Annotated in this window: 26 protein-coding genes and 1 tRNA gene; 26 read left to right on the top strand and 1 reads right to left on the bottom strand. The window is 42.3% G+C overall.

From position 1 onward, the window contains the following. Positions 1 to 223: 223 nt before the first annotated feature. From DEALDRAFT_RS10590 to DEALDRAFT_RS10555, 8 genes are all read left to right on the top strand, one after another. On the top strand, positions 224 to 1,525 hold the full coding sequence (locus tag DEALDRAFT_RS10590) for a radical SAM protein (RefSeq protein ID WP_040378894.1): 1,302 nt from the start codon (positions 224 to 226) through the stop codon (positions 1,523 to 1,525). Between the two features lie 20 nt (positions 1,526 to 1,545). Continuing rightward, positions 1,546 to 2,868: a ribosome biogenesis GTPase Der gene (gene der / locus DEALDRAFT_RS10585; protein ID WP_008517284.1), complete on the top strand. Its 1,323-nt coding sequence runs from the start codon at positions 1,546 to 1,548 to the stop codon at positions 2,866 to 2,868. Beyond that, entirely contained in the window at positions 2,865 to 3,488 is a 624-nt protein-coding gene (gene plsY, locus DEALDRAFT_RS10580) for a glycerol-3-phosphate 1-O-acyltransferase PlsY (RefSeq protein ID WP_008517283.1), read from the top strand. The genes der and plsY overlap by 4 nt, the downstream gene beginning before the upstream one ends. Further along, positions 3,489 to 4,514, top strand: a complete 1,026-nt coding sequence (locus DEALDRAFT_RS10575; protein ID WP_008517281.1) for an NAD(P)H-dependent glycerol-3-phosphate dehydrogenase — start codon at positions 3,489 to 3,491, stop codon at positions 4,512 to 4,514. Positions 4,515 to 4,740: 226 nt separating this feature from the next. After that, complete coding sequence (spoIVA, locus tag DEALDRAFT_RS10570; RefSeq protein ID WP_008517280.1) at positions 4,741 to 6,216, top strand: stage IV sporulation protein A; 1,476 nt, start codon at positions 4,741 to 4,743, stop codon at positions 6,214 to 6,216. Positions 6,217 to 6,350: 134 nt separating this feature from the next. Then, positions 6,351 to 6,896: a VanZ family protein gene (locus tag DEALDRAFT_RS16130; protein ID WP_008517279.1), complete on the top strand. Its 546-nt coding sequence runs from the start codon at positions 6,351 to 6,353 to the stop codon at positions 6,894 to 6,896. A 17-nt stretch (positions 6,897 to 6,913) separates the two neighbouring features. Then, on the top strand, positions 6,914 to 8,110 hold the full coding sequence (locus tag DEALDRAFT_RS10560) for a DUF401 family protein (RefSeq protein WP_008517278.1): 1,197 nt from the start codon (positions 6,914 to 6,916) through the stop codon (positions 8,108 to 8,110). A gap of 65 nt (positions 8,111 to 8,175) precedes the next feature. Continuing rightward, positions 8,176 to 8,252, top strand: a tRNA-Pro gene (locus DEALDRAFT_RS10555). A 286-nt stretch (positions 8,253 to 8,538) separates the two neighbouring features. Here the strand turns inward: DEALDRAFT_RS10555 and hisS are convergent. Beyond that, positions 8,539 to 9,789, bottom strand: coding sequence for a histidine--tRNA ligase (hisS, locus tag DEALDRAFT_RS10550; protein WP_008517277.1), 1,251 nt, complete (start codon positions 9,787 to 9,789; stop codon positions 8,539 to 8,541). A 655-nt stretch (positions 9,790 to 10,444) separates the two neighbouring features. On the opposite strand from hisS, the gene DEALDRAFT_RS10545 reads away from it, so the two are divergent. The 18 genes from DEALDRAFT_RS10545 (at position 10,445) to DEALDRAFT_RS10455 (ending at position 21,393) form a co-directional block, all read left to right on the top strand. Beyond that, complete coding sequence (locus DEALDRAFT_RS10545; protein WP_008517276.1) at positions 10,445 to 10,771, top strand: hypothetical protein; 327 nt, start codon at positions 10,445 to 10,447, stop codon at positions 10,769 to 10,771. Between the two features lie 21 nt (positions 10,772 to 10,792). Further along, positions 10,793 to 11,044 carry a hypothetical protein gene (locus DEALDRAFT_RS10540; protein ID WP_040378893.1) on the top strand — a complete coding sequence of 84 codons (252 nt, stop codon included), beginning with the start codon at positions 10,793 to 10,795 and terminating at the stop codon, positions 11,042 to 11,044. Between the two features lie 650 nt (positions 11,045 to 11,694). After that, positions 11,695 to 12,039: a hypothetical protein gene (locus DEALDRAFT_RS10530; protein ID WP_040378892.1), complete on the top strand. Its 345-nt coding sequence runs from the start codon at positions 11,695 to 11,697 to the stop codon at positions 12,037 to 12,039. Between the two features lie 126 nt (positions 12,040 to 12,165). Next, positions 12,166 to 12,861, top strand: coding sequence for a hypothetical protein (locus DEALDRAFT_RS10525; RefSeq protein WP_008517274.1), 696 nt, complete (start codon positions 12,166 to 12,168; stop codon positions 12,859 to 12,861). Beyond that, complete coding sequence (locus DEALDRAFT_RS10520; protein WP_040378891.1) at positions 12,848 to 13,144, top strand: transcriptional regulator; 297 nt, start codon at positions 12,848 to 12,850, stop codon at positions 13,142 to 13,144. The genes DEALDRAFT_RS10525 and DEALDRAFT_RS10520 overlap by 14 nt, the downstream gene beginning before the upstream one ends. A 110-nt stretch (positions 13,145 to 13,254) precedes the next feature. Further along, complete coding sequence (locus DEALDRAFT_RS16125) at positions 13,255 to 13,767, top strand: RNA polymerase sigma factor (RefSeq protein WP_008517273.1); 513 nt, start codon at positions 13,255 to 13,257, stop codon at positions 13,765 to 13,767. Positions 13,768 to 13,980: 213 nt separating this feature from the next. Continuing rightward, on the top strand, positions 13,981 to 14,433 hold the full coding sequence (locus DEALDRAFT_RS10510) for a hypothetical protein (RefSeq protein WP_008517271.1): 453 nt from the start codon (positions 13,981 to 13,983) through the stop codon (positions 14,431 to 14,433). A 54-nt stretch (positions 14,434 to 14,487) separates the two neighbouring features. After that, positions 14,488 to 15,195 (top strand): hypothetical protein, encoded by a 708-nt coding sequence (locus DEALDRAFT_RS10505; protein ID WP_008517270.1) that lies wholly within the window; start codon positions 14,488 to 14,490, stop codon positions 15,193 to 15,195. Positions 15,196 to 15,219: 24 nt separating this feature from the next. Continuing rightward, positions 15,220 to 15,759 (top strand): hypothetical protein, encoded by a 540-nt coding sequence (locus tag DEALDRAFT_RS10500; RefSeq protein ID WP_008517269.1) that lies wholly within the window; start codon positions 15,220 to 15,222, stop codon positions 15,757 to 15,759. 166 nt (positions 15,760 to 15,925) lie between these two features. Continuing rightward, a complete protein-coding gene (locus DEALDRAFT_RS10495) occupies positions 15,926 to 16,165 on the top strand; it encodes a hypothetical protein (protein WP_008517268.1) in 240 nt (79 codons plus the stop codon). A gap of 97 nt (positions 16,166 to 16,262) precedes the next feature. After that, positions 16,263 to 16,556, top strand: a complete 294-nt coding sequence (locus DEALDRAFT_RS10490) for a hypothetical protein (RefSeq protein WP_008517267.1) — start codon at positions 16,263 to 16,265, stop codon at positions 16,554 to 16,556. A 98-nt stretch (positions 16,557 to 16,654) separates the two neighbouring features. Beyond that, the gene (locus tag DEALDRAFT_RS10485; protein ID WP_008517266.1) at positions 16,655 to 17,344 is read left to right on the top strand and encodes a hypothetical protein; all 690 of its coding nucleotides are present in this window, start codon (positions 16,655 to 16,657) and stop codon (positions 17,342 to 17,344) included. Positions 17,345 to 17,430: 86 nt separating this feature from the next. Further along, the gene (locus tag DEALDRAFT_RS10480) at positions 17,431 to 17,814 is read left to right on the top strand and encodes a PH domain-containing protein (protein WP_008517265.1); all 384 of its coding nucleotides are present in this window, start codon (positions 17,431 to 17,433) and stop codon (positions 17,812 to 17,814) included. A gap of 223 nt (positions 17,815 to 18,037) precedes the next feature. Continuing rightward, a complete protein-coding gene (locus DEALDRAFT_RS10475; protein WP_008517264.1) occupies positions 18,038 to 18,544 on the top strand; it encodes a hypothetical protein in 507 nt (168 codons plus the stop codon). Positions 18,545 to 18,650: 106 nt separating this feature from the next. After that, positions 18,651 to 19,208: a hypothetical protein gene (locus DEALDRAFT_RS10470; RefSeq protein WP_008517263.1), complete on the top strand. Its 558-nt coding sequence runs from the start codon at positions 18,651 to 18,653 to the stop codon at positions 19,206 to 19,208. Between the two features lie 175 nt (positions 19,209 to 19,383). Continuing rightward, the gene (locus DEALDRAFT_RS17570; protein ID WP_395858044.1) at positions 19,384 to 19,662 is read left to right on the top strand and encodes a DUF5684 domain-containing protein; all 279 of its coding nucleotides are present in this window, start codon (positions 19,384 to 19,386) and stop codon (positions 19,660 to 19,662) included. Between the two features lie 219 nt (positions 19,663 to 19,881). Continuing rightward, positions 19,882 to 20,484: a hypothetical protein gene (locus DEALDRAFT_RS10460; protein WP_008517261.1), complete on the top strand. Its 603-nt coding sequence runs from the start codon at positions 19,882 to 19,884 to the stop codon at positions 20,482 to 20,484. Between the two features lie 219 nt (positions 20,485 to 20,703). Then, on the top strand, positions 20,704 to 21,393 hold the full coding sequence (locus tag DEALDRAFT_RS10455) for a hypothetical protein (RefSeq protein ID WP_008517260.1): 690 nt from the start codon (positions 20,704 to 20,706) through the stop codon (positions 21,391 to 21,393). Positions 21,394 to 21,413 lie beyond the last annotated feature (20 nt).

Here is a 21,413-nt window from a genome sequence, read left to right as displayed (position 1 = left end):
CTGAGTAGAAACTGACAATAGTACAATACTAAAGCAGAGTGGTATTTAACCGCTCTGCTTTTTTTCATACCGGAAATTATAACGCTTCGCAGTTTGCGAAGCTACTAGGGAAACCGGTATCAAAAGCACGTGTTGAGGGAACTGAAATAAACGTGCTTTTTTATTTGACACACTCAGCGGCGTATAGGATAATTAGGAAAGTACAGGAAAAGTGGGTGTGCACATGACACGCGGTAATGAGGTGGAGCGGGTGGAGCCGGGCTCCATTGCAGAAGAATTGGAGATCGCTACCGGTGACACCATCGTAGCAATAAACGGCGAAAATCCCTCAGACATTCTGGACTGGCGTCTGGCCGAAAGCAGCGAAGATATCCTGCTTGTGGTCCAGCATGCCGACGGTGAGCTGGTGGAGTATGAAATTGAAAAAGACTTTGATGAGCCGCTGGGAATCGTGTTTGCTTCTCCCACTCTGGATGATATCCGTTCCTGCCAGAACCGCTGCGTGTTCTGCTTTGTGGATCAGATGCCGCCGGCCATGCGCAGCACTCTCTATATTAAGGATGACGACTACCGTCTTTCTTTTTTATCCGGCAGCTATATCACCCTCACCAACCTACGGGAAGAAGATGTGGCCAGAATAGAAAAGCTGCACCTGAGTCCGCTTTATGTATCGGTACATACCACCGATTCTCAATTGCGCCGCCGCATGATGAACCATAAACGTGCCGGTGAAGTCCTCCTCCTGCTAAAACGCCTCACCGAGGCCGGCATTGAATTTCATACCCAGGTTGTGCTCTGTCCCGGCCTAAACGACAAAGAGGCCCTGGACCAAACCATAACGGACCTCTATGGCCTGTATCCCGGGATAAAGAGCCTGGCGGTGGTGCCCGTTGGCCTCACCGGACACCGGGAAAAACTCTATCCCCTGTCTCCCTGCGATAAAAGCCACGCCCAAGAGGTACTGGAGCAGCTAACCGCCTGGCAGAAAAAATGCCTGCAGGAGAGCAAAACCCGCTTTGTGTTTGCCGCCGATGAGTTCTACAACATGGCTGATAAGGAGGTGCCCGACCACCACTGGTACGAAGGCTATCCGCAGCTGGAAAACGGTGTAGGTCTTTTGCGGCTGCTATTAAACGACTGGGAAAAACTCCGGCAAACCCTGCCTGAAAAAATTACAGCAGAAAAAAATGTGGCGGTGGTTACCGGCTCATCTGCTGTGCGCTACCTGGAGCCCATCATGGATCAATTAAACAAAATAGAGGGGCTTAACATCCGCCTGATTGGTTTACAAAACCGCTTCTTTGGCGGCCATGTGACGGTGACCGGTCTGTTAACCGCCAGCGATATCATTGCCGGCTTAAAAGACAAAGAAAAAGCAGACCGGATTTATTTGCCCGCCGTAATGCTAAAAGAGGGAAAAGAGCTCTTTTTAGATGGATATACTATTAATGATTTAGCCCAAGAACTGAACACAGATCTACGGGTAGTAAACGACCTGGATAACTTTTTGACAGATTTGCTCTAATTGAAATGAGGTGACCTTAAATGTCTCATCCTGTGGTAGCAATTGTGGGCCGCCCCAATGTGGGTAAGTCCACTCTCTTTAACCGCCTGATCCAACGACGCCTGGCCATTGAGGAACCCACCGCCGGCGTAACCCGGGACCGCATTTACGGCCGTGCAGATTGGACCGGCCATGAATTCTGGCTCATTGATACCGGTGGCCTGACCTTTGAGGAAGATAAAATTTCCCGCGAAATCCACCGCCAGGTGAAGCTGGCCATGGAAGAAGCCAATGTCATTATCTTTGTGGTGGATGTACGCAGCGGCCCGGTGACTTTAGACTATGAAGTGGCGGCCATGCTGCGCAAAACCACCAAGCCGGTGATTCTGGCGGCAAATAAAGCGGAATCGCCAAACTTTGATATGTCTGAATTTTATGCCCTGGGCCTTGGTGAGCCAACCCTTACCTCCGGTGCACACGGACTGGGCACCGGCGATTTGTTGGACGAAGTGGCCAAACACTTACCGGAAACTGAAGAATTTCCCGAGGATGAAGAAATACTGCGGGTAGCCATTATCGGCCGCCCCAACGTAGGCAAGTCATCCCTGACCAACAAGCTTTCCGGCACCGAAAGGGTCATTGTCAGCGATATGCCCGGCACCACCCGGGATGCCATCGACCTGTTAATCGAGCGTGACAACCGTAAATACCTGTTTGTAGATACCGCAGGAATCCGGCGCAAAAGTAAGGTAGACGAAGCGGTGGAATATTATTCGGTACTCCGTTCCATCCGTGCCGCCGAAAGCGCCGATGTGGTGCTGATGCTGATAGATGCCGCCGAAGGCGTTACCGAACAGGACAAACGCATTGCCGGCATTGCCCATGAAGCCGGACGTGCATTGGTTATTGTGGTTAATAAATGGGATAAGGTGGAAAAGGATGACAAAACAATGGACGCTTACCGGGATAACCTCCGGGATGAGTTGGCCTATATTACCTATGCTCCCATCCTGTTTATCTCCGCGTTAACCGGCCAACGTGTTCAGCGCGTCTATGAGCTCATTGACTATGTTGCGGAGCAGCATGCCCTGCGGGTTAAAACATCCCGCTTAAACGAACTGCTGGAAGATGCCACCGCCGTGGTGCCGCCCCCCAGCAAAAAGGGCAAGCAGCTTAAAATTTATTATCTCACCCAGGTGCGGGTAAAACCACCCACGTTCAGTATTTTTGTCAATGACCCGGAGCTGGCCCATTTCTCCTATATTCGTTTTCTGGAAAACAAATTGCGGGAAACATACGGTTTTGAAGGGACTCCCATTCGCATATATGTAAGAAAAAGAAGTAAGAAAGGTGATAAGCTATGAACAATGTCCTGGCGCTTTTAGCCGCTTATCTTCTGGGATCTGTTTCATTTGGCTACCTGGCGGGAAAGCTGCTTAAGGGCATTGATATCCGCCAGTTTGGCAGTGGTAACGCAGGAACCACAAATATCCAGCGCACACTGGGCACCGGCCCGGCCATAGCGGTCTTAATCCTTGATGCCGCCAAAGGTCTTGTTGCGGTGCTTATTGCCCAGGCGCTGACCGGAAACCCGCCGGTGATGATGCTGGCGGGGGTTGCAGCGGTGCTTGGCCACAACTGGCCTGTATTTTTTGGCTTTAAGGGAGGCCGTGGCATTGCCACCAGTGTGGGTGTAATCTTGGGGCTCACCCCCGGGGTTATTCTCATTGCCACAGCTGTTGGAGTAATACTTATTGCCACAACCCGCTATGTGTCCCTGGGTTCTGTTACCGGCGCTGTGCTGATTCCCATGCTGATGATTATTTTTGGCCATGATTTTTCATACGTTATCTTTGGAACGGCATTGGCAGCACTGGCAGTCTGGCGCCATAAAGAGAATATTACGCGCCTGCTAAACGGAACGGAAAACAAGTTGGGAGCCAAGGTGAATGTGTCTGCTAAGGAGAAAAAGGTGGAGAAGTAAATGAATAAAACAGCAATAATCGGGGCCGGAAGCTGGGGAACTGCACTGGCGGTCACCCTTGCAGAAAACTGTCCGAATGTTCTGCTCTGGTCACGCCGCAAAGAATTGTGCCGCACTATCAATGAGACCAGAGTAAACCAGGACTACCTGCCGGGAGTAACCATTCCGTCAAACGTTACCCTCACCGCCGACCTGGAAGAAGCGGTCCAGCAAAAAGATATGCTGGCTCTGGTGGTACCATCCCATACCGTACGGGATATGGCCAGGCAAATTGCCCCCTATACAAAAAAAGAAACCATTGTCATCAGCTGTGCCAAGGGTTTGGAAGAAAAAACTTATCAACGGATGACGCAAATTCTGCAGGAAGAGCTGCCTCACTGCCACGCCGCAGTACTCTCCGGCCCCAACCACGCCGAAGAAGTGGGCAGAAACATTCCTTCCGCCACTGTGGTCTCCGCCCAGAAGCGGCAGGTAGCCGAAGCAGCGCAGGACTTATTCATGACCCGATTCTTACGTGTGTATACCAACCCGGATGTGGTGGGGGTTGAACTGGGCGGTGCCCTAAAGAATATTATCGCCCTAGGCGCCGGCATCGCCGACGGCCTGGGCTTTGGCGATAATACCATAGCCGCTCTCATGACCCGGGGGATTTCCGAAATCGCCCGCCTGGGTATTGCCATGGGGGCCGACCCTCTCACCTTTGCCGGCCTCTCAGGCATCGGCGATCTGATGGTAACCTGCACCTCCCGGCACAGCAGAAACCGCAGCCTGGGAGTCGAATTGGGCAAGGGCAAAAAACTCTCCGAGGTCCTGGCCGGCATGCACATGGTGGCAGAAGGGGTGCGCACCACCCGCACCGCCTGGGAACTTGCCCAGCAGTACGGCGTAGAAATGCCCATCACCAACCAAGCCTATAATGTCCTCTTTGAAGAAAAAGATCCACGGGCTGCAGTGGTGGATTTGATGCGCCGCGGCCGGACTCATGAAACGGAAGACATTGTCTCAGATAAATATGAAACATGGTAAAACACTCTCTTGCAGAGTGTTTTTTTATATTTTACCGTTATTTCCCTTTATTAAAGTAATAAATGTAGGATGTCCTCATATAAATGTAATGTTAATACCTGTATGTATTTTAGTTTTTACCGTTGTGATAACAACTTTTATCACTTTCAAAAAGTTTAGAAGGGGAGGGATACTGTCTTAGATCACATTGTTGATACATATATAGTAAAAAGGAGGGAGAAATTTCGTGAAGTTTGACCTGATCCAACACATTGTAGAAAGAACAGGCGGGGATATTTACCTTGGCGTTGTGGGTCCTGTTCGCACAGGAAAATCAACTTTCATAAAGAAATTTATGGAATTGGTTGTAATCCCAAATATCGCTGACGAAAACGATCAGGAACGGGCTCGTGACGAACTGCCGCAAAGCAGTGCCGGCAAGACCATCATGACCACCGAGCCAAAGTTCATTCCTGATGAAGCCATTGAAATCAAGGTTCGTGATAACATTTCCATGCGCGTTCGCCTTGTGGATTGCGTAGGGTATACTGTATCCGGCGCCTTAGGCTACGAGGACGAAGGAGCCCCGCGGATGGTGACCACCCCCTGGTTCGATTACGACATCCCCTTTGAAGAAGCGGCTGAGGTGGGGACAAGGAAAGTAATCACCGACCACTCCACCATTGGTGTGGTGGTGACAACAGACGGTTCCATCTCCGATATTCCCCGGGCTGAATATGTGGATGCCGAACAACGGGTAGTAGATGAGCTGAAGGAACTGGGCAAGCCCTTTGTCATGCTTTTAAACTCGGCACGTCCCTACTCCCAGGAAGCGCTGGCCTTAAAAGAAGAGCTGGCCGAAGCCTACAACGTGCCGGTAATTCCCTTTAACGCTCTGCAAATGATGGAGGAAGATGTAAACGTCATCTTCCAGGAAGTACTCTATGAATTCCCGGTCCGCGAAGTTAACATTAACCTGCCCAGCTGGGTGGAAGTGTTGGACGGAGACCACTGGCTGCGCACCGACTACAACCAGACCATCCGTGAAAGCGTCGACGGTGTCACCCGCCTGCGCGATGTGGATAGCATGGTTGAGTGCCTGAGCACCAAAGATATCGTGGAAAATATTATGCTCAAAGAGATGGACCTGGGGACCGGTAAAGCGGTCATCGAAATCAAGGCCCCGGAAGAACTCTTTGAACAGGTACTCTCCGAAATCTGCGGTATTGAAATCGAAGACCAGGCAGACCTGTTAAAAATCCTCAAGGAAAGCGTGGCAGCCAAAAAAGAGTACGACAAACTGGCCGATGCCATGGAGCAGGTAAAAGAAACGGGCTACGGTATCGTCCCGCCGCAGCTGGATGAGATGTCCCTGGAAGAGCCGGAAATTATCCGGCAGGGCGGCCGCTTTGGTGTACGCCTTAAGGCCAGTGCCCCGTCTCTCCATGTTATCCGCGTTGATGTGAAATCCGAATTTGCCCCCATCGTGGGCACGGAAAAGCAGAGCGAGGAACTGGTAAACTACATCATGGGCGAGTTCGAAGAGAATCCGGAAAAGATTTGGCAGTCGGATATCTTCGGCAAATCACTGCATGCAGTGGTTAAAGACGGCATCGGTACCAAACTCGGCAACATGCCGCCAAATGCCCAGGATAAACTCCAGGAAACACTGGAAAAAATCATTAATGAAGGTAGCGGCGGTCTAATCGCCATTATCCTCTAAATACTCAATAATGCGTGGCTATCCACGCATTATTTTTTTTATCATTTATGCTATGATAAATCAAAAGCATTTCCAGCAGGATATGTACTCTTAAACCGTGAATCATTCTCTAATACACAGAAGGGAAGAGGCCAATGAAAAAGAAAGCCTGGTTTTTTGTCTTAGCAATACTTGCCACCCTTTATTACCTGTCATCAATTCCGGGGCTGCGTGTACTCCCGGTTCTCAGTCAAATAAACGCCATCCTCAGGACCTTTGACATGGGTATTACCCGTCTGGCCACCGCCATCGCCGCCCGCCTGCCCTCCGAGCTTGGCCACGCCCAAACCTTAAGCAGCGATTTCTATGCCTATGCCCAAAGAAACCCGGTAATTATCGAATTCATGCTCCGTAAAGCAGCCCATGTCTTTGTCTTTTTTGTCATCACCATAGCCTTTTTTCTCCTACTCCGCCACTACCTGCACAAGCCCTGGCAGGCCATTCTGGCCTCATTTGCCGCCGGTACCCTCATGGCTTTCCTAGACGAGTACCACCAAAGCCTGGTGGACGGACGCCACGGTACCCTGGTGGACGTAGGCATCGATATGATCGGCGTACTCGCCGCCACGTTTTTACTCATCTTTTCCTTCTGGCTAACCAGCCAGTACCGCAGTTCAACCAACAAAACCATCTCTTCATAGATACAACGGAGGTTCAAATGTTAGCTGTACTCATCGCTTTTCTTATTATTAATGTCCTGCTTTACTTTCGCCAACAACTCTATACCGCAATCCTGGCGGGCCTGCTAATTATCGTACTCTTTAACCCCATCACACCAGGCGCTGCCTTTTCTCTTTTTATAGAATCCCTGACAAGCCCCATGGCCATCCTCCTGGGTTTAATCGTTCTGCTCTTTACCGCCTTTGGCAATCTGCTCAAAGAAATGGGTACCCTCACCGCCATGGTGGAAAAACTCTCTCTGGTACTCCGCGACCTGCGCGTCCAACTGGCCGTCCTACCGGCCCTGATGGGCATGCTGATGTTTCCCGGCGGCGCCGTGTTCTCCGCACCACTGGTGGAAGAAGCCGGCTTAAAAGCCGAGCTGGACAATAACCGCCTGGTAGTAATAAATATCCTTTTTCGCCACGTACTCTATATCATTTTTCCACTATACGCCACCCTGATCTTGCTGGGCGAAATATCCCAAATAAGCGTAACCCGTTTCATCACTGCCAACGTACCAATTTTCATAGTTTTTCTCATCATACTGTCCGTAACCATATTTCGCGGTGTCGGCCAGTCCCAAAGCCCCAAAAGAGATCTCCGTGCTCTGCCGGCCCTTTTTTATCACCTGTCACCCTTAGTAATTGTTTTGCTTTTAGCTATAGCCTTTGACCTCTATTTGCCTCTGGCGGTGCTGGTGGGTATCATCATAGCCCTCTCCATGGGTAAGCCTTCCACAGCCACACTTAAATCACGCTTGTCTGCCCTGGTTAAAGGCATCAACTGGCGCATGGCCGCCTCCATAGTATCTGTGATTATCTTCAAAGACTTCCTGGAACAAACACAGGCCATCAACGGTTTTGTTGAAAGCCTTACCGCCCAGGGAATTCCACTGTTGGCCCTGGCTCTGATAATCCCGTACCTTGTCGGCTTTATCACCGGAAACCATACCGCCGCCATCGGCATCTCAGCACCTTTGTTTCTTTCAGTACAACCTGAACTAATCCTGTATTACCTTTCCACAGCTTTTATTGCCGGTCTCGCCGGCTACCTTGGCTCACCCATCCACCTCTGTACAGTCTTCACCGCCGAACACTTCAAAGTACCCCTCACAGACGCCGTAAAACACATTAACTACTACACCCTACCACTGGCGGTCTTCACCACCATATTCTATGCCTTCTTAATCTAAATCCAAAATAACCACAAACTGACACTTGCAATCTCTTAAATAATATAATATAATAACATTTGTGTCGGGGCGTGGCGCAGCTTGGTAGCGCGCTTGACTGGGGGTCAAGAGGTCGCAGGTTCAAATCCTGTCGCTCCGACCATTAAACAACAAGAAAACAGCCCTTTGGGGCTGTTTTGTTAATTACCTAAAACTTCATCATGTCACAAGTGTGTCACCAGCGATCGCATGAGGATGTCCTGCCAAAGACTTCTCAAACATGCGGATCGCTATTTTTTTTATCAGTTATTGAGTATTGAGTCGCAATAACCCTTGGGGCGGTGGAACCTGGGTATATCTATATGGACCTGACCACAAAAGGCCTGGGACTCTAAGAGTTCCAGGCCTTTTTGCACATTAACTTGGTACTAATTTGTAATCGGGAGGGGTTATGTTGTTTCCAGCCTTTCTGCTAGCTGTTTAAGCCCCACAGTCTCCTGGCTGCCGGTCGTCATATTCCGGAGAGTAACCTCTTTTGATTGCATTTCCTCTTCACCCAGAACAACAACATAACGAGCATCTTTTTTATTGGCAGTTTTAAATTGTGCCTTTAAACTCTTGCCCATATAATCCATATCTACAGAGAAACCGGCATTCCTCAGGTCCATAATAATGGGCATTACTTCATAATCAGGCACATTGCCTGCTTTAGCCACAAATACATCGAGTGTCGGACCCTTTATAGGATAAGCATCACTTTCTTTAATAGCCAAAAGCACTCTTTCAATGCCAACAGCAAAACCAATGCCTGGAGTATCCGGCCCTCCTATTGTTGAAACCAGGTTATCATACCTGCCTCCGCCGCCTATTGCTTGCTCTGTATCGCCTACTGTGGAGATAATTTCGAAGGCCGTTTTTGTATAATAATCAAGGCCGCGTACCAGGCGAGGATTTATTACATACTCTTCACCCAGTTTGTTTAAAAGTAACTTAACCTGCTCAAAGTGTGCTGAGCAATCAGAGCACAGATAATCCAGAATCGAGGGCAGGTTTTTTGTGGCTTCTTTGCATTTATCAATCTTGCAGTCCAAAATGCGCATGGGATTCTTATCAAAGCGCTCTGAACAGTCCGAGCAAAGAGTAGACACTATGTCTTTTAATTCGTTTTGGAGAGCAGAGCGATACTCCTGGCGGCAATCGGGACAGCCCACACTATTTAAGTGTAAAGCAAAGTCAGACAACCCCAGAGAGCGAAAGAAATCTAAAGCAAGAACTATCACTTCTGCATCAATAGCAGGAGCATTAGTGCCGAAGACCTCTACGCCAAACTGATAGAACTGTCTGTAGCGGCCGGCTCCAGGCCTGTCATATCGAAACATCGGTCCAATATAAAAGAGTTTCACAGGCTGTGGAATACCTTTTAGATTGCTTTCCATATAAGCACGGGCAACGGGCGCTGTTCCTTCAGGTCGCAGCGTTAAAGAACGCTCGCTCCGGTCTTTAAATGTATACATCTCTTTGGAAACAATGTCGGTAACATCTCCGACGCCTCTTAAGAACAGTTCGGTATGTTCGAAGATAGGGGTCCGGATTTCTTCATAGCCAAAGCGATGGCAGATCTCTACCGCCTTGTGTTCAAGTTGCCTCCAAGTTTTGATTTCATCTGGCAAGATATCATTTGTACCGCGAGGTGCCTGCATTTGAAGTCCTCCTTCTCCCCTGTATTTGAGTAATAAGCCTATTCTAGTAGTTAAGGCAGAGATTGTCAATTGTTATTGAGGGAGAAGTTAGAGATTGTATTACTACTACTATCAGAGAACATGTTGTATAGTAAATATGTTCCTTTCCAGTATATTCCTCTACAGAAACAAAAAGTAAAGGAAACAAAAGGAAATTTAAAAAGGTCTGGCGAAGGATAGTAATGCAGTATGTTGATGACAACAACCGATCATGTGCAACACGCGAGAGGCCATTAACGCTGCTATTGCAGTATGCAGATACTTGGTGCGGCTTTGTAATAGAGCGTTAGGGATAAATTTAGGGAAAGAAATTGAGGGATAAATATGGACATTCAACCTATTCACCTGCAAACATCTATCGAGTACTTAATATTGGGCAGCATTATTTTTAGATTCTTACTTTTTGGAGCAGGAGTATACCTTTATTACCTTGCGATAAAATCTTTAAGACTTTATATAAAAAAGAATTCCTAATTGTTGTAGCCTAGTTTTGTACCGAATAAGATTTATAAGGGTTAGTAGTGTGTGATGAACCCGACACTAAAACTCTTCCGAGCATTTTGGGAGTATTTATTATAAATTGGTTTCTTCCACTGAACATAAGGAGGAGATGCAGATGACGAATACAAAGCGGTTTTTGCATGCGCTAAGTGTAACCTTTGTAGTTGTAGTCATAAGCATGTATGCACGGGCAATAGATTGGGGCATAGTCCCTACATTGTTAGCTGTCGGTAGTTTTACAGCGATAACCTCGCTTGCATCTTTGGAATTTAAAATGAAGAATATAATTTTGCAATTTTTAATATTTCTCTCAGCTATTTTAATTCTTGATTTGTACGCAAATGTGCGTGGTTTTGAAAGCTTTATAGAATTAGGTGTTTGGAGTTTAGTGGCTGTAGTTCTTGTTGTTTCTTTTGCCATTAGAGCGCTTGTAAAACAATGAAAGTAAGCGGGGGTGTATTAATTGAGTAGTTGGGTCTACTTTACGTTTAAAGTTTTTGTGGCCATCTTTGCCTTTATTATCTTTTTGCTTTTGATGTTTCAATACCAAGAACTCGCTATGATTTTAATGCCACTGCATATTTTCTTGCTCAGCATTGGAGAAACAATAAACATGAGGGCAATGGGAAACACCAGAGCAGGAACAGTATGGGCAGTTCTGAGCATATTTTTCGCAGGAGCATTTATTGTAACTCTGTTTTTTTCTCTCTCTTAATCATAAAAGAATGTCATAAAATGTGCATCCTTTAAATAGAGCACAGCAATGAGTGGTATGTTAATTTGATAGTTAACGTAACACTAAAAATATAATATTGGGGTGGAGAAATAATGAAATGGTATATCGAGTTTTTGCAAGCTACAAACCCTTTTATCCTTATAATTCTTCACATTCTTGTGATAATAAATGCCCGTTACTTGCTTAATCTTGGGTCTTGGGGCATAAATATGGCCAAGGAGTCAAAAACATTCTGGGATAAGATGCTTAAGGTATATGCAGTTATACTTTCCTTTGTATTTTCTGCAGTAATCATATTTCAATTGTACCATTATATTATCAGACCGATGCTGCTACCCTAGGTGCAGGGCACAGCAAATGCAAAACAAAAGGCCCGACTAATAATGAACTCTTCCGCCTTCACTAACGGGTATAATACCGTACGAAAACACAGCAAGGCTATAGTTATAATAAATTGCATTTTGCTGATTTTTCCGATGTTTTCAGAATACAGGAAAAATGAAGATGCCAAGAGATAAATTTCGGGTCCTCGAAGAAAGAGATAGGAGTGAATAGGTTGCCGATTGGTGATATTTCCAGGATTATTTCTCAGTTGTTGGTGCTGGCGGTAGGGGGATACCTTCTATACCTTGGTACAAGCGCACTTAAAAAGCATTAAATATAAAGCATATCTGTTTCATTACCTAAAAGGGGTGGCTGCAATTAAAATCAAATCAAATTTAGTCCATATTGTTGTTGTGGTAATGGTAGCTACATCTTTCCTTGTATCTAGGCAATATGATATGTTTGCCATAGAAAGAGCTGTGTGGGCAACTGTGGCTTTCAGTGCAATCTTTCTTGCTGGAATAATACTTATTTTTAAGCCAAATTATTTTAATGCTCAATCGGAGAAACCTTTTTCCAGAGTATTAGGTGTTCTGTATTTGCTTTTATCAATTACAAATATTGTTACTGTATGGCGGACTTTTTACTAAAACATAGAGGGAGAAATAAAGTGAGTAATCATGAAGTGCAAGAAAGCAACATTGACAAAACTTCACATTCACTTTATATTATAAAGTATCAGCTTTATAATATAAAGTGAATGGAGTGATTGTTTTATGAAGTCCTTTGATGGTGCATTGGAAGATATAAGGATTATTAAAAGTTCTATTGGGGAGAACAAGAACCCCTGTATTAAGCTATCTAAATTTTTGTTGCTTGTAGGAATCATTAATTTAATACATTATGTTGCATTTACTATGGGGGTAATCACATTGGATATTGCACTGTTTTCGAGGTATGTAATTATGATTCTAACCCCCTTAGAGGCAATTATGTATCTTTTGTTACTAATATATTTTATAAGGATTTATAAAGATGAAATTAAGAATCCAAATAAATATTACCTCAGTTTTCTAAGTATAGTTGCCGGCACCATTCTCTTTGTGCCGTTGTTAATGTTTCTAACAAGAATTATGTCTATCTTTATTAATCCAAACATAAGCGGAGAGTCTTTAAGGCAACTTTCAGTGATTAATCATACTACCAGTATTGTTCTTTTCTGTTTCATTGTTGTTTTAGCTGGTTTTATCTTGAGGAAGCAAATTCTGTTTTTTGTTTCCGTAGCTATCTTCTTTATATTCCTGATCATTTTAACTCACTATAGTGAAGTAATCTTGTATAGCTTTTCCCAAGGCGGATCCATTGCGTTGTTTACCACATATTACAGTTTGATAATATCCGTTGGGTATATATTTATAGCAACTGTTTTAAAGAACAAATGTAAAGCAGTGAATGTAAATGAACCCAATTAATATCCCGGAAGCATTTACGCTTCCTTTAAGGTTGTCTTTAATAAGCTGTTTAGTTAACAGAGAAAAGACTTTCACTGAAATAAAAAACATTACAAAAGCCACTGACGGTAATATAAGTGTACAGTTATCAAAATTGCAGAAATGGGGTTATGTAGAATCAAGAAAAAGGCTTATTGATGGCAAGAAACAGACAGTATATTCAATTACACAATTTGGCCTGAGCAAATTAGAAGAGTATGTTGCATTGTTAGAGAGTATAGTCAGAAGCTCTTCAAAGGAATGAGCGTTATTTCGATGCAGGACAACCGAACTTGAAGAATCGTGCCATAACGACAAATTGTGCAATGGCTTCGTGTTAACATTATTGTTAGGCACCAAGACTGGGAGGTCCTTATGGCTACAAAAATTCACCACAGTGAACAGGTTCTATTTGAAGCGAATTATCCCCGCGTATTTCGCTCAGTATATTTATACTGTAATTCATATAGCTTGGCAGAAGAGGCTACGCAGGAAGCGTTTTATCTGGCCTGTAAAAACCTGCATCAGCTTCGTAATAAATCATCGTTTCCAGCCTGGGTAACCTCCATTGCAATAAATGTGATCAAAAAGGAATTTAACAATCAGAAAAAAGTAAGCTATGCGGACTTTGAGAAGGTAACTCATGAAATAGCATGCAGCAGCAATGATTACGAGACCGTTGAGCTAAAAGATGAAGTGCGGCAAATGTTAAATTCCCTGGATGACAGTCACAGAGAGGTTTTAATTCTTCGCTATATGTTTGGGCTTTCTCTTAGCGAGATATCTGACATGAAAGACTTAAGCACAGGGACAGTGAAGTCCAGGCTTTTTCGTGCCCGAGAAAAGCTGCGCAAGTTTGCTACGGCTGGGGGAGGAGCTAAACAATGAAACCCAGTTACTTTGATTAAAATGATACAAGAATTAAAGATGGTTTGGAAGCAATGGCCATAGAAATCCCTGTACCTGCTTTATTAGTGGTTTGTAAATAAAATGCCAGGAGCGTTTATGCTTCTGGCATTTTATTTAAATTCATTTTCATTGAACCTTTCTTAATAAAAAATACTCTATACAGTAAGGGAATTATTTTTCGGAGGTGCAGATATGAATAAATCAAAGCGGTTTTTCGCTTTATTGGCTTACACGATTTTCATTATTTTCATATTTATTCAGGGAGAAAGCTATGGTTCAGCTTTAAGGCAAAGGGCAATTGCAGAATTTAATATGCTTCCTGTAATGGTTTATATTTCTCTTTTCCCGATTTTTATGGGGCTATTAATTGCTGTGCCGTATTTTATTCATGAAATGAGAAAGAAAGGTAAATGGAAATTTGATTGGATAAAGTTTATCGCTATTGGAATACCATCGTTGTATTTAACTCTTTTTTATCCTTTCTATTACGTTGTTCCGTTTTCCCACTATATTTACCCCATAAGGTTTGGATTGTTAAATTCACAGATATTATTCTCTTTAGGTGGGTTGGTATTTGGATATTTAGTGTTAACTTCTTTTTATAGGGTTAAGGAGATAAGTGATGCTTTTAAAAGCCAGGTATAAGAAGCGAAGTAACATATTCTGATTTATTAATGGTTTAAAAGGAGGGGCTGAACGGTGGACCCCAATTGCTATAATTACGATAAAAAGATAAAAGAAGGCTTGGATGCCCTTGCCAGTGAAGTCCCTGTTCCTGATGTTGTGAAAGCTTTTGATAGACATAAACGCAGACGGGAAAAGAAGACTTGGCACTACGGTGTAGCCGTGGCTGCGGCTATACTTATGTTTTTTATTGTTGGCACTGCCTCTGGTCCGACACAGGCATTCAGAGGGTTGGTCATGGAAACAACATCTACAATGCTTACAGAAACTTCACAACTTTTTCAGCGTTCTCCCAGTTCTGAAAATGGGGTTGTAGAGGTTATTGATGATTTTAAGATTAAGGAAATTGATACTCTTTCAGAGCTAAAAAAGGAACAGGACGTCAGTATGTTTTTACCAAGTGATCTGGATGAAGACAATTTTGTTTTTGCAGAAGTGGTATATTCCTCTAATAGATTATCTAGTTTTGAAGTGGAATTTGTGTATTCTCAAGAAGAATTGCTGTATATGGTGCTACCCACTACTACGCATGCCCGAACTTTTGGTACATCAGTTGAAATGGAAACAGTGATGGTTCATGATATCGAGGTGTTGACTTTTAGTCATAATCAGGGATGGACTTTGATAGAGTGGCATGACGGGTATTATCTACATGAGCTTTCAGGCAATAAGGATGCAGAAGAGTTGTTGGATATTGTTTTGTCTCAGGGGTTATTAAACTAGTCGCTGATTCCGAGGAGGGTTATTATGAAGCAAAAGGTTATTATAATTGCAATCTTTTGTATTGCTTTGCTTTTATCAGGCTGCCAGCGGCCTGTTGCATCTGATACGCATTTCAGGTTGCTTGAGACTGAAAGTCTAAGCGACCCTGTTTTAGAGTGGGCACAATCACTGGGTGAGGATGTTGTAGTGTCATTGGCCAGAAAGCCTTTGTCTTCATCAGAAGAAATATATTATGTTTATATGAACAGAACAAAGATCAGTGGGATGTCCATTGATGTAAGTGATGGTGATACGTTAAGAATAGAAACAACCCCTCTGAAAGCCAATGAAGTCCCTGAGGAAATTAATGAAGATTATTTTCATATATTCCAAGCCACCATCAAGCCCGTTGAATATGTGAGCATTGATGGTGTGGAAATGGAAGCTTCCTCACTAGTCGTTATCGTGACAGAGCAACAGAAAGTGCAAACGGAAAGCAGCTCTGTAAGTACGGTTGGTGGGGCTGATGGCCCACAGGATGTGCAACTGAATTTAAAGATTTTTAACCCAACAGGGGAAGTATGAACCTGCAGAACTTTCTCTTGAAGAAAGCAGATAGCCAAGGCTTACAAGTTAAACCGGTAAATTCGATTACTTTAAATATTATGGAATGATTGAACCATTGCCATAAGATGCTTCACATAAAAGATACTGGCTGCCAATTAGCTTTACAAGAAATGAGGCGATGTTCTTGATATCTAAGAAAGCTTCAACATTATTAATAGGTTGTTTTGTGGTAAGTTTGATTTTAAATGCTGTGCTTATCCACAATACATTGTCGTTAAGGGACTATTTAAAAAATGAGTACATTGAAGCTTTCAGTAATCTTAATGAGCAAAACCCCTGGGAAGAAGTCTTTAGCCCCTGGCTTGCTCTAGGTCATTTACGCGGAGTAGGTGCTGCATTAGATAAGCAATTTAGAATTAGATGATGCTCTCCCCCCAGCAGCACAATTATAAAAGCTCTTTTCGCTTTATATGGTGAAGTTATTTAATGAAAAAGGCCACCATCCAGGAGGAGTACTTGTAGTGAATAAAAGGTCGGCAATAGTTCTTGTATCAATAACAATAATGGTTATTTCAGCAATCGTCTGGTCTCGCTTTTTTTCGGGGCCAAGGATTCGGCCGCCGCAACAACTACCTTCTGTTTGGTTTGTAGGCAAAGGACCCGAGTTATTGGCTACTCACGAATTTTTGGTTTCTGAATCTGCTAAGTTGCGTAGAGAAACTGGCGAAGACGGAGCTGCGGTTGTTGTCATTGAAGATATTCCAAAGAATACTGTACGGGATATCATCCGAACAATTAATAGATACGGGTGGTAAGGTGAGCAGAAAACTACTAACTAAGTATCATGTGTAGTGCCTCGTTATTTTTATTAAAATACTATTTTCTTTACGAACCTGTAAAGGAGTTGCTGTTATTGAATAACGCATCAGTTAAAAAAATATCTCTCATACTTATCATTTTAGGATTAGTTTCTTTTGGATTTATGCAATTTCGAGAAAATCAAAGATACAGAAGATATCTGTCTCACGAATTGCAAAATGATTTGTCTAAACTGGCATGGGCTACCATCTTACATGGCTTTTTACTTGATGAAGTTGTCAATGAACAGCAAATCACACATGAACAAGTTTTAAACATACAGTCTAAGGTTCGTGATATATCAAGTCGAGGATATAAAGTAGCCTTATTAGCAAACTACTATCTGAAATTATTGGGCTCTTCTGATTACAGCAATAGTCCTTACCCCTATTATATGGCAACTGATTTTTCATATCATCTGAACAGGCCGGAATGGGACGGCGTATTTGAAGAAGAAGAAACATACCAGTTAGATGAAGATATGCTTAAGAAATTTGAGTTAATGAAAGAAATAAATGATGTTTGGGTAGATGCTATTACAACACATATAAACGGTATCCATATCCCTTCTGCTGCAAATGTAAAGGATGGCGGTGTTGTAGGTGACGGTCCAGAAATTACAACCGATGAGTACTGGGATACATATAGAAAAAACTTCATAAAAAATAAAGATTGGGTCGATATGTTAGAACAGAAACAAAGAGAATCAAAGATATTTGAAGCAGATGTTAAGAATATTTTTTGACTAACCTTTTTGTCAGTAACTAAACCGATAAAATCCAACAGCCGCCTTCATATTGTAAACAAAATTACTCTAGTGGAGGGTTCCCGATGTATTTCCGTTCAAAATATGATTGGTGGCTTATCATTATAATTGTTGCTGCGATTATAGCGTTGATCTTATCAGCTGTAGAAAATTTCCCGTCAGTACTTTCATATGTATTGATTGGTATCAGCATTCTTATGGGTTGGATATTTTTCGGAACAGGATACTGGCTCCTGGAAGACAGGATTATGATCAAGTGCGGTCCATTGCAATGGACTGTAATCCTTTCTGAAATAACATCCGTCAGACCGACACGCAACCCTCTAAGCGCCCCCGCATCCTCAGTAGACAGACTGGAAATCCACCACAAAAAAGGTTCCGTTCTCGTATCACCAAGAAATAAACAACAATTCTTACAGCTACTTAAAGAAAGATGCCCGAATGCATAAATTAGCATAAAATCATGAATTCAAAACAAAACTTCTTTTCATTACAGGGATATCGTATAGCCTTGTTTGGTTCACTACGTATTTTAAACAAAGAAGGCTTCAAAATAACAATTCAAGAAATTGATGAAAAGGACAGAATGTTGACAAAGCCAAGAAATATCATCAACAAAACCCTATTAAGTGCTACATAGAAAGATCTTTATCGTGAAGGAGGTAGATGTAATTGTTAATAAAAAGAGTAGGTTTTTCAATTTTTATACTAACGTTTGCAACTGCCGTATACTTATCACTTTTTAATAAGCCTCCAGTTTATAATTTTGAAAACATGTTTCCTACGATAGAGGATGCTTTGGAGTATGGTATAGAAGTAGAGAATATAAGCTATGACAATATTGGCCATGTAGTAGATTTCAGAGGATTAAAAATAGTTATATTTGAAAAACCAGGTAAAGCTGTAGGAATATCAACAATTAGACAAGTAAGTGAAGGATACAGATGGGTTAGAGAGGTTCCTCATATGGGTTTAGGTTCTGGGCATCTAGGTTTTAGTCACAAAGGAATAACTATTGCAGGAAAAATATTAGGCGTAGGGCTTGTTCAGGATGATGAAATACAAAAAATCATAAAAGAAGATTCTAGCGGTAATGAAGTTATTTGGTCGAGAGAGGTAGCTGGTACAAACATTTATTATTTATGGGATTATGATAGTGACTTAAAGGCAAAAAGATGACTTGCGCGCCAATCTCTCGATGACGTTGAGGGGTGCACCTGGCCCGTGTGCCAGTATCGCAGAACTCCGAGGACATCTACGTAACCTTCTTAAAGGAGAATTCTACATGCAGAACAGAAATATGATTATAGCTTGTATTTTGGCAGCACTGACACTATTTTGGGTACAGGGTTGTATTGGCAACTCAACTCAGTATTTATCTCTTGAATTGACACAAGATGAAATTGGCATCTATCAGGAGTTTTCCGAAACAAGAGAAGAGCGTCTCCTTGCAGGGCTTGCCCCATTACAGGTATTCAAGTTATGGCTCCATGCAGATAGAAATCAGGACTACAACACCCAATACTATTTGTTCAATACAGATAAAATGCAGAGTGCTTGGATGATTGAACCATTAGGTGAACAAGAATTTTTACAGCTTCGGAAAAATAGGCCTGTTGATATGTTCTTAAGGCATTTTAATGAAGTCATCTCAGTCCAAGAAGATACAACCCTCGGTGATGAAAATAATATGAAAATTGCTTTTGAACAAAAGGATGGTAGTGAATTTTTATTCTGGATGCAAAAAAACTCTTATGGTAATTGGAAAGTCAGATGGGAACCCTTTGATGTGCGTGATAATTATCGTGAGAGGCTAGAACAGGTAACCACTGTCAACAGATAAAAGAAATTACAGAGCAACTCCAAGCAATAAACGAATCACTAAAAGGTATAAATAAACTGACAATCAAGTTACTTCAGAAATTGAGTCAACAAATAACTAAAAGGGGTTTGTCTACTTGATCATACATAATGAACTTGGAATTCTTGGCTATGTTCTAATATCTTTATCTTTTTATATGTTAGCGAAAAAAGCAGACATAGAAATGGCTTGGATTGCATTTGTTCCTCTTGTTAATCTGATATTGTATTTTTGGATAATTAAAGAGAGCCCTCTACTATTATTGTTGATTTTAATACCAATAGTTAATATAGTTTTTATCTTCTATTGGTCAGTGAGATTATTTAATGCCTTTGGATTGAGTGGTTTTCTTGTCATCCCGAGCTTGTTTCCTCCAGTATATATACTCATTCTATTGTATATGGCTTTCTCAAGTGATGTGGAGTATCAGTTTTAAGGAGAATGTTTTTTTCGGATCTCTATTGTCGGGAATGAATAATAAATAAATCTTTAAGGGGGATAAAGCATTGCAACTTATTATAATCGTGCTGCTGATTATCATTGCCTGGAATGTCAAAACAGGTTTTGAAAGGATTGAGAAATTGCTATTGCAGCAGAAAAATGAATCCGAAATACTTTAATAGCAGCATTTATTAAACTACTGAAAGGTGAAGTGATGAAAAAAATAATTATTTTATTAGTGTTGTTGTTAATTCTGTCTGCTTCTGGTTGTTCTTCGGACACTAATTACAATGAACCTCTCTTAGATTCAAGCATCTACTCCAATGAGCTTCTTATAGATTCAGAAACGATTGACAGAATGGACATTGGTGTAGTAGCTCGTAAATGGGAAGAAATCTTTGGTGCCGAAGAACGGGACTCGTTGGAGGAGATGGGGGAAATCTATGGTGAGATTGTTATGCACAATTTCAGTGTTTATAACAAAGAGCAGGTAGAGGCGGTTGTAGACCTTCTCAAAGACATAGAGCTGGAAGTTTTGCCCTCAGACCAAGCAAAGAAAATATTCTATGATGGTAAGGTTTTGGCTCAACAAGCAAATTACGAAATTAAATTATATGTAAGCAGCGAAGAATGGGTTGATTCGGTTAAAGGGCTAATCTATGTTCTGAGTGAAGAGAGACTAATTTATTTAGAGCCAAAAATAATATCTGAAGAACCACAAAAAATTGAAGATATAGCTTTTTATATTTCCAGGGAGAAGCAAACAGATGTCATCAACAGCCTTGTTGAGATTATTAAAGAAGAAGCAAGGCGTTAATACCATTGAATTAAAATGAGGGAGGTGTTTAGGATAAATCCCGTCACTTATTTTCTTCCACTTTTCACTTGGATACTTTTATTAGGTTTATTGGGCCTGGGCGTCTATACTTTGACTTTGGTAATTAGAGCTTTAAATATCTATATTAAAAATAATTCATAGATCATTATGATACCAGGGCTCTGATTGGTGGGTTATTGTTTTAGAGGAGGGGGTTATGTGTTTATAGATTTTTATGTAGCTATAATCCTATTCTTTATATACTTAAGCATTTGGGTTTTTCTTCTACGAAAAAGAAATTTAACAAGAGAAAGTACAATTGCAATTATGGTCGTATTATTTATAGTAATAACTCTATGGCTTCCAGGCGTGTCGTTATCTTTTGATAGGTTGATTATAGAAGATGGGGTGTTCGTTGATGATGTGGAGTTAATTCATTCGGAAACCTTTAAATCCCTTGTGACACGGCATGTCAAAGTATATCGTGTTAATTTTGAGTATGGCGGGTATGATGAGGGCTATATAATCGACGAAATTTCGAGGCCGCTAGGTATACTTTATAGAAGCTCGTGGTACACAGGCTGGTTTCGTGAAGCACCTCTTCTACAAGACTATAATAAACCTTTTGTTGCTTATAGCAAGAGAATTGGCGATGAATGGTTTATATACATTGAACCTAAAAAAAGAGAAATTAAGTATATTATCATTGGGGATTTTGAACAAAAAAAGTACTCATTGCAGGAAGCTAAGGATGGAGGCAATGAGTATATTATTATAGAGTCAAATGATGATTATGAAGTGCTCCGTATAGAAGATAAGTGGCAACGAACTCCTGGCATTATTGCTTTCGATAAGCAAGGAGAGCTAGTGGGTGGTAAGATATGGGATGTACCTTGGTATGATGATTAAGCAAGTATTTTAATAGCAGG

Origin of the sequence: Dethiobacter alkaliphilus AHT 1, assembly GCF_000174415.1 — a bacterium.
Classification (GTDB): Bacteria; Bacillota; Dethiobacteria; order Dethiobacterales; family Dethiobacteraceae; genus Dethiobacter; species Dethiobacter alkaliphilus.
Note: the sequence above shows the minus strand (reverse complement) of the source record. Positions and strands in the feature narration are given on the sequence as shown.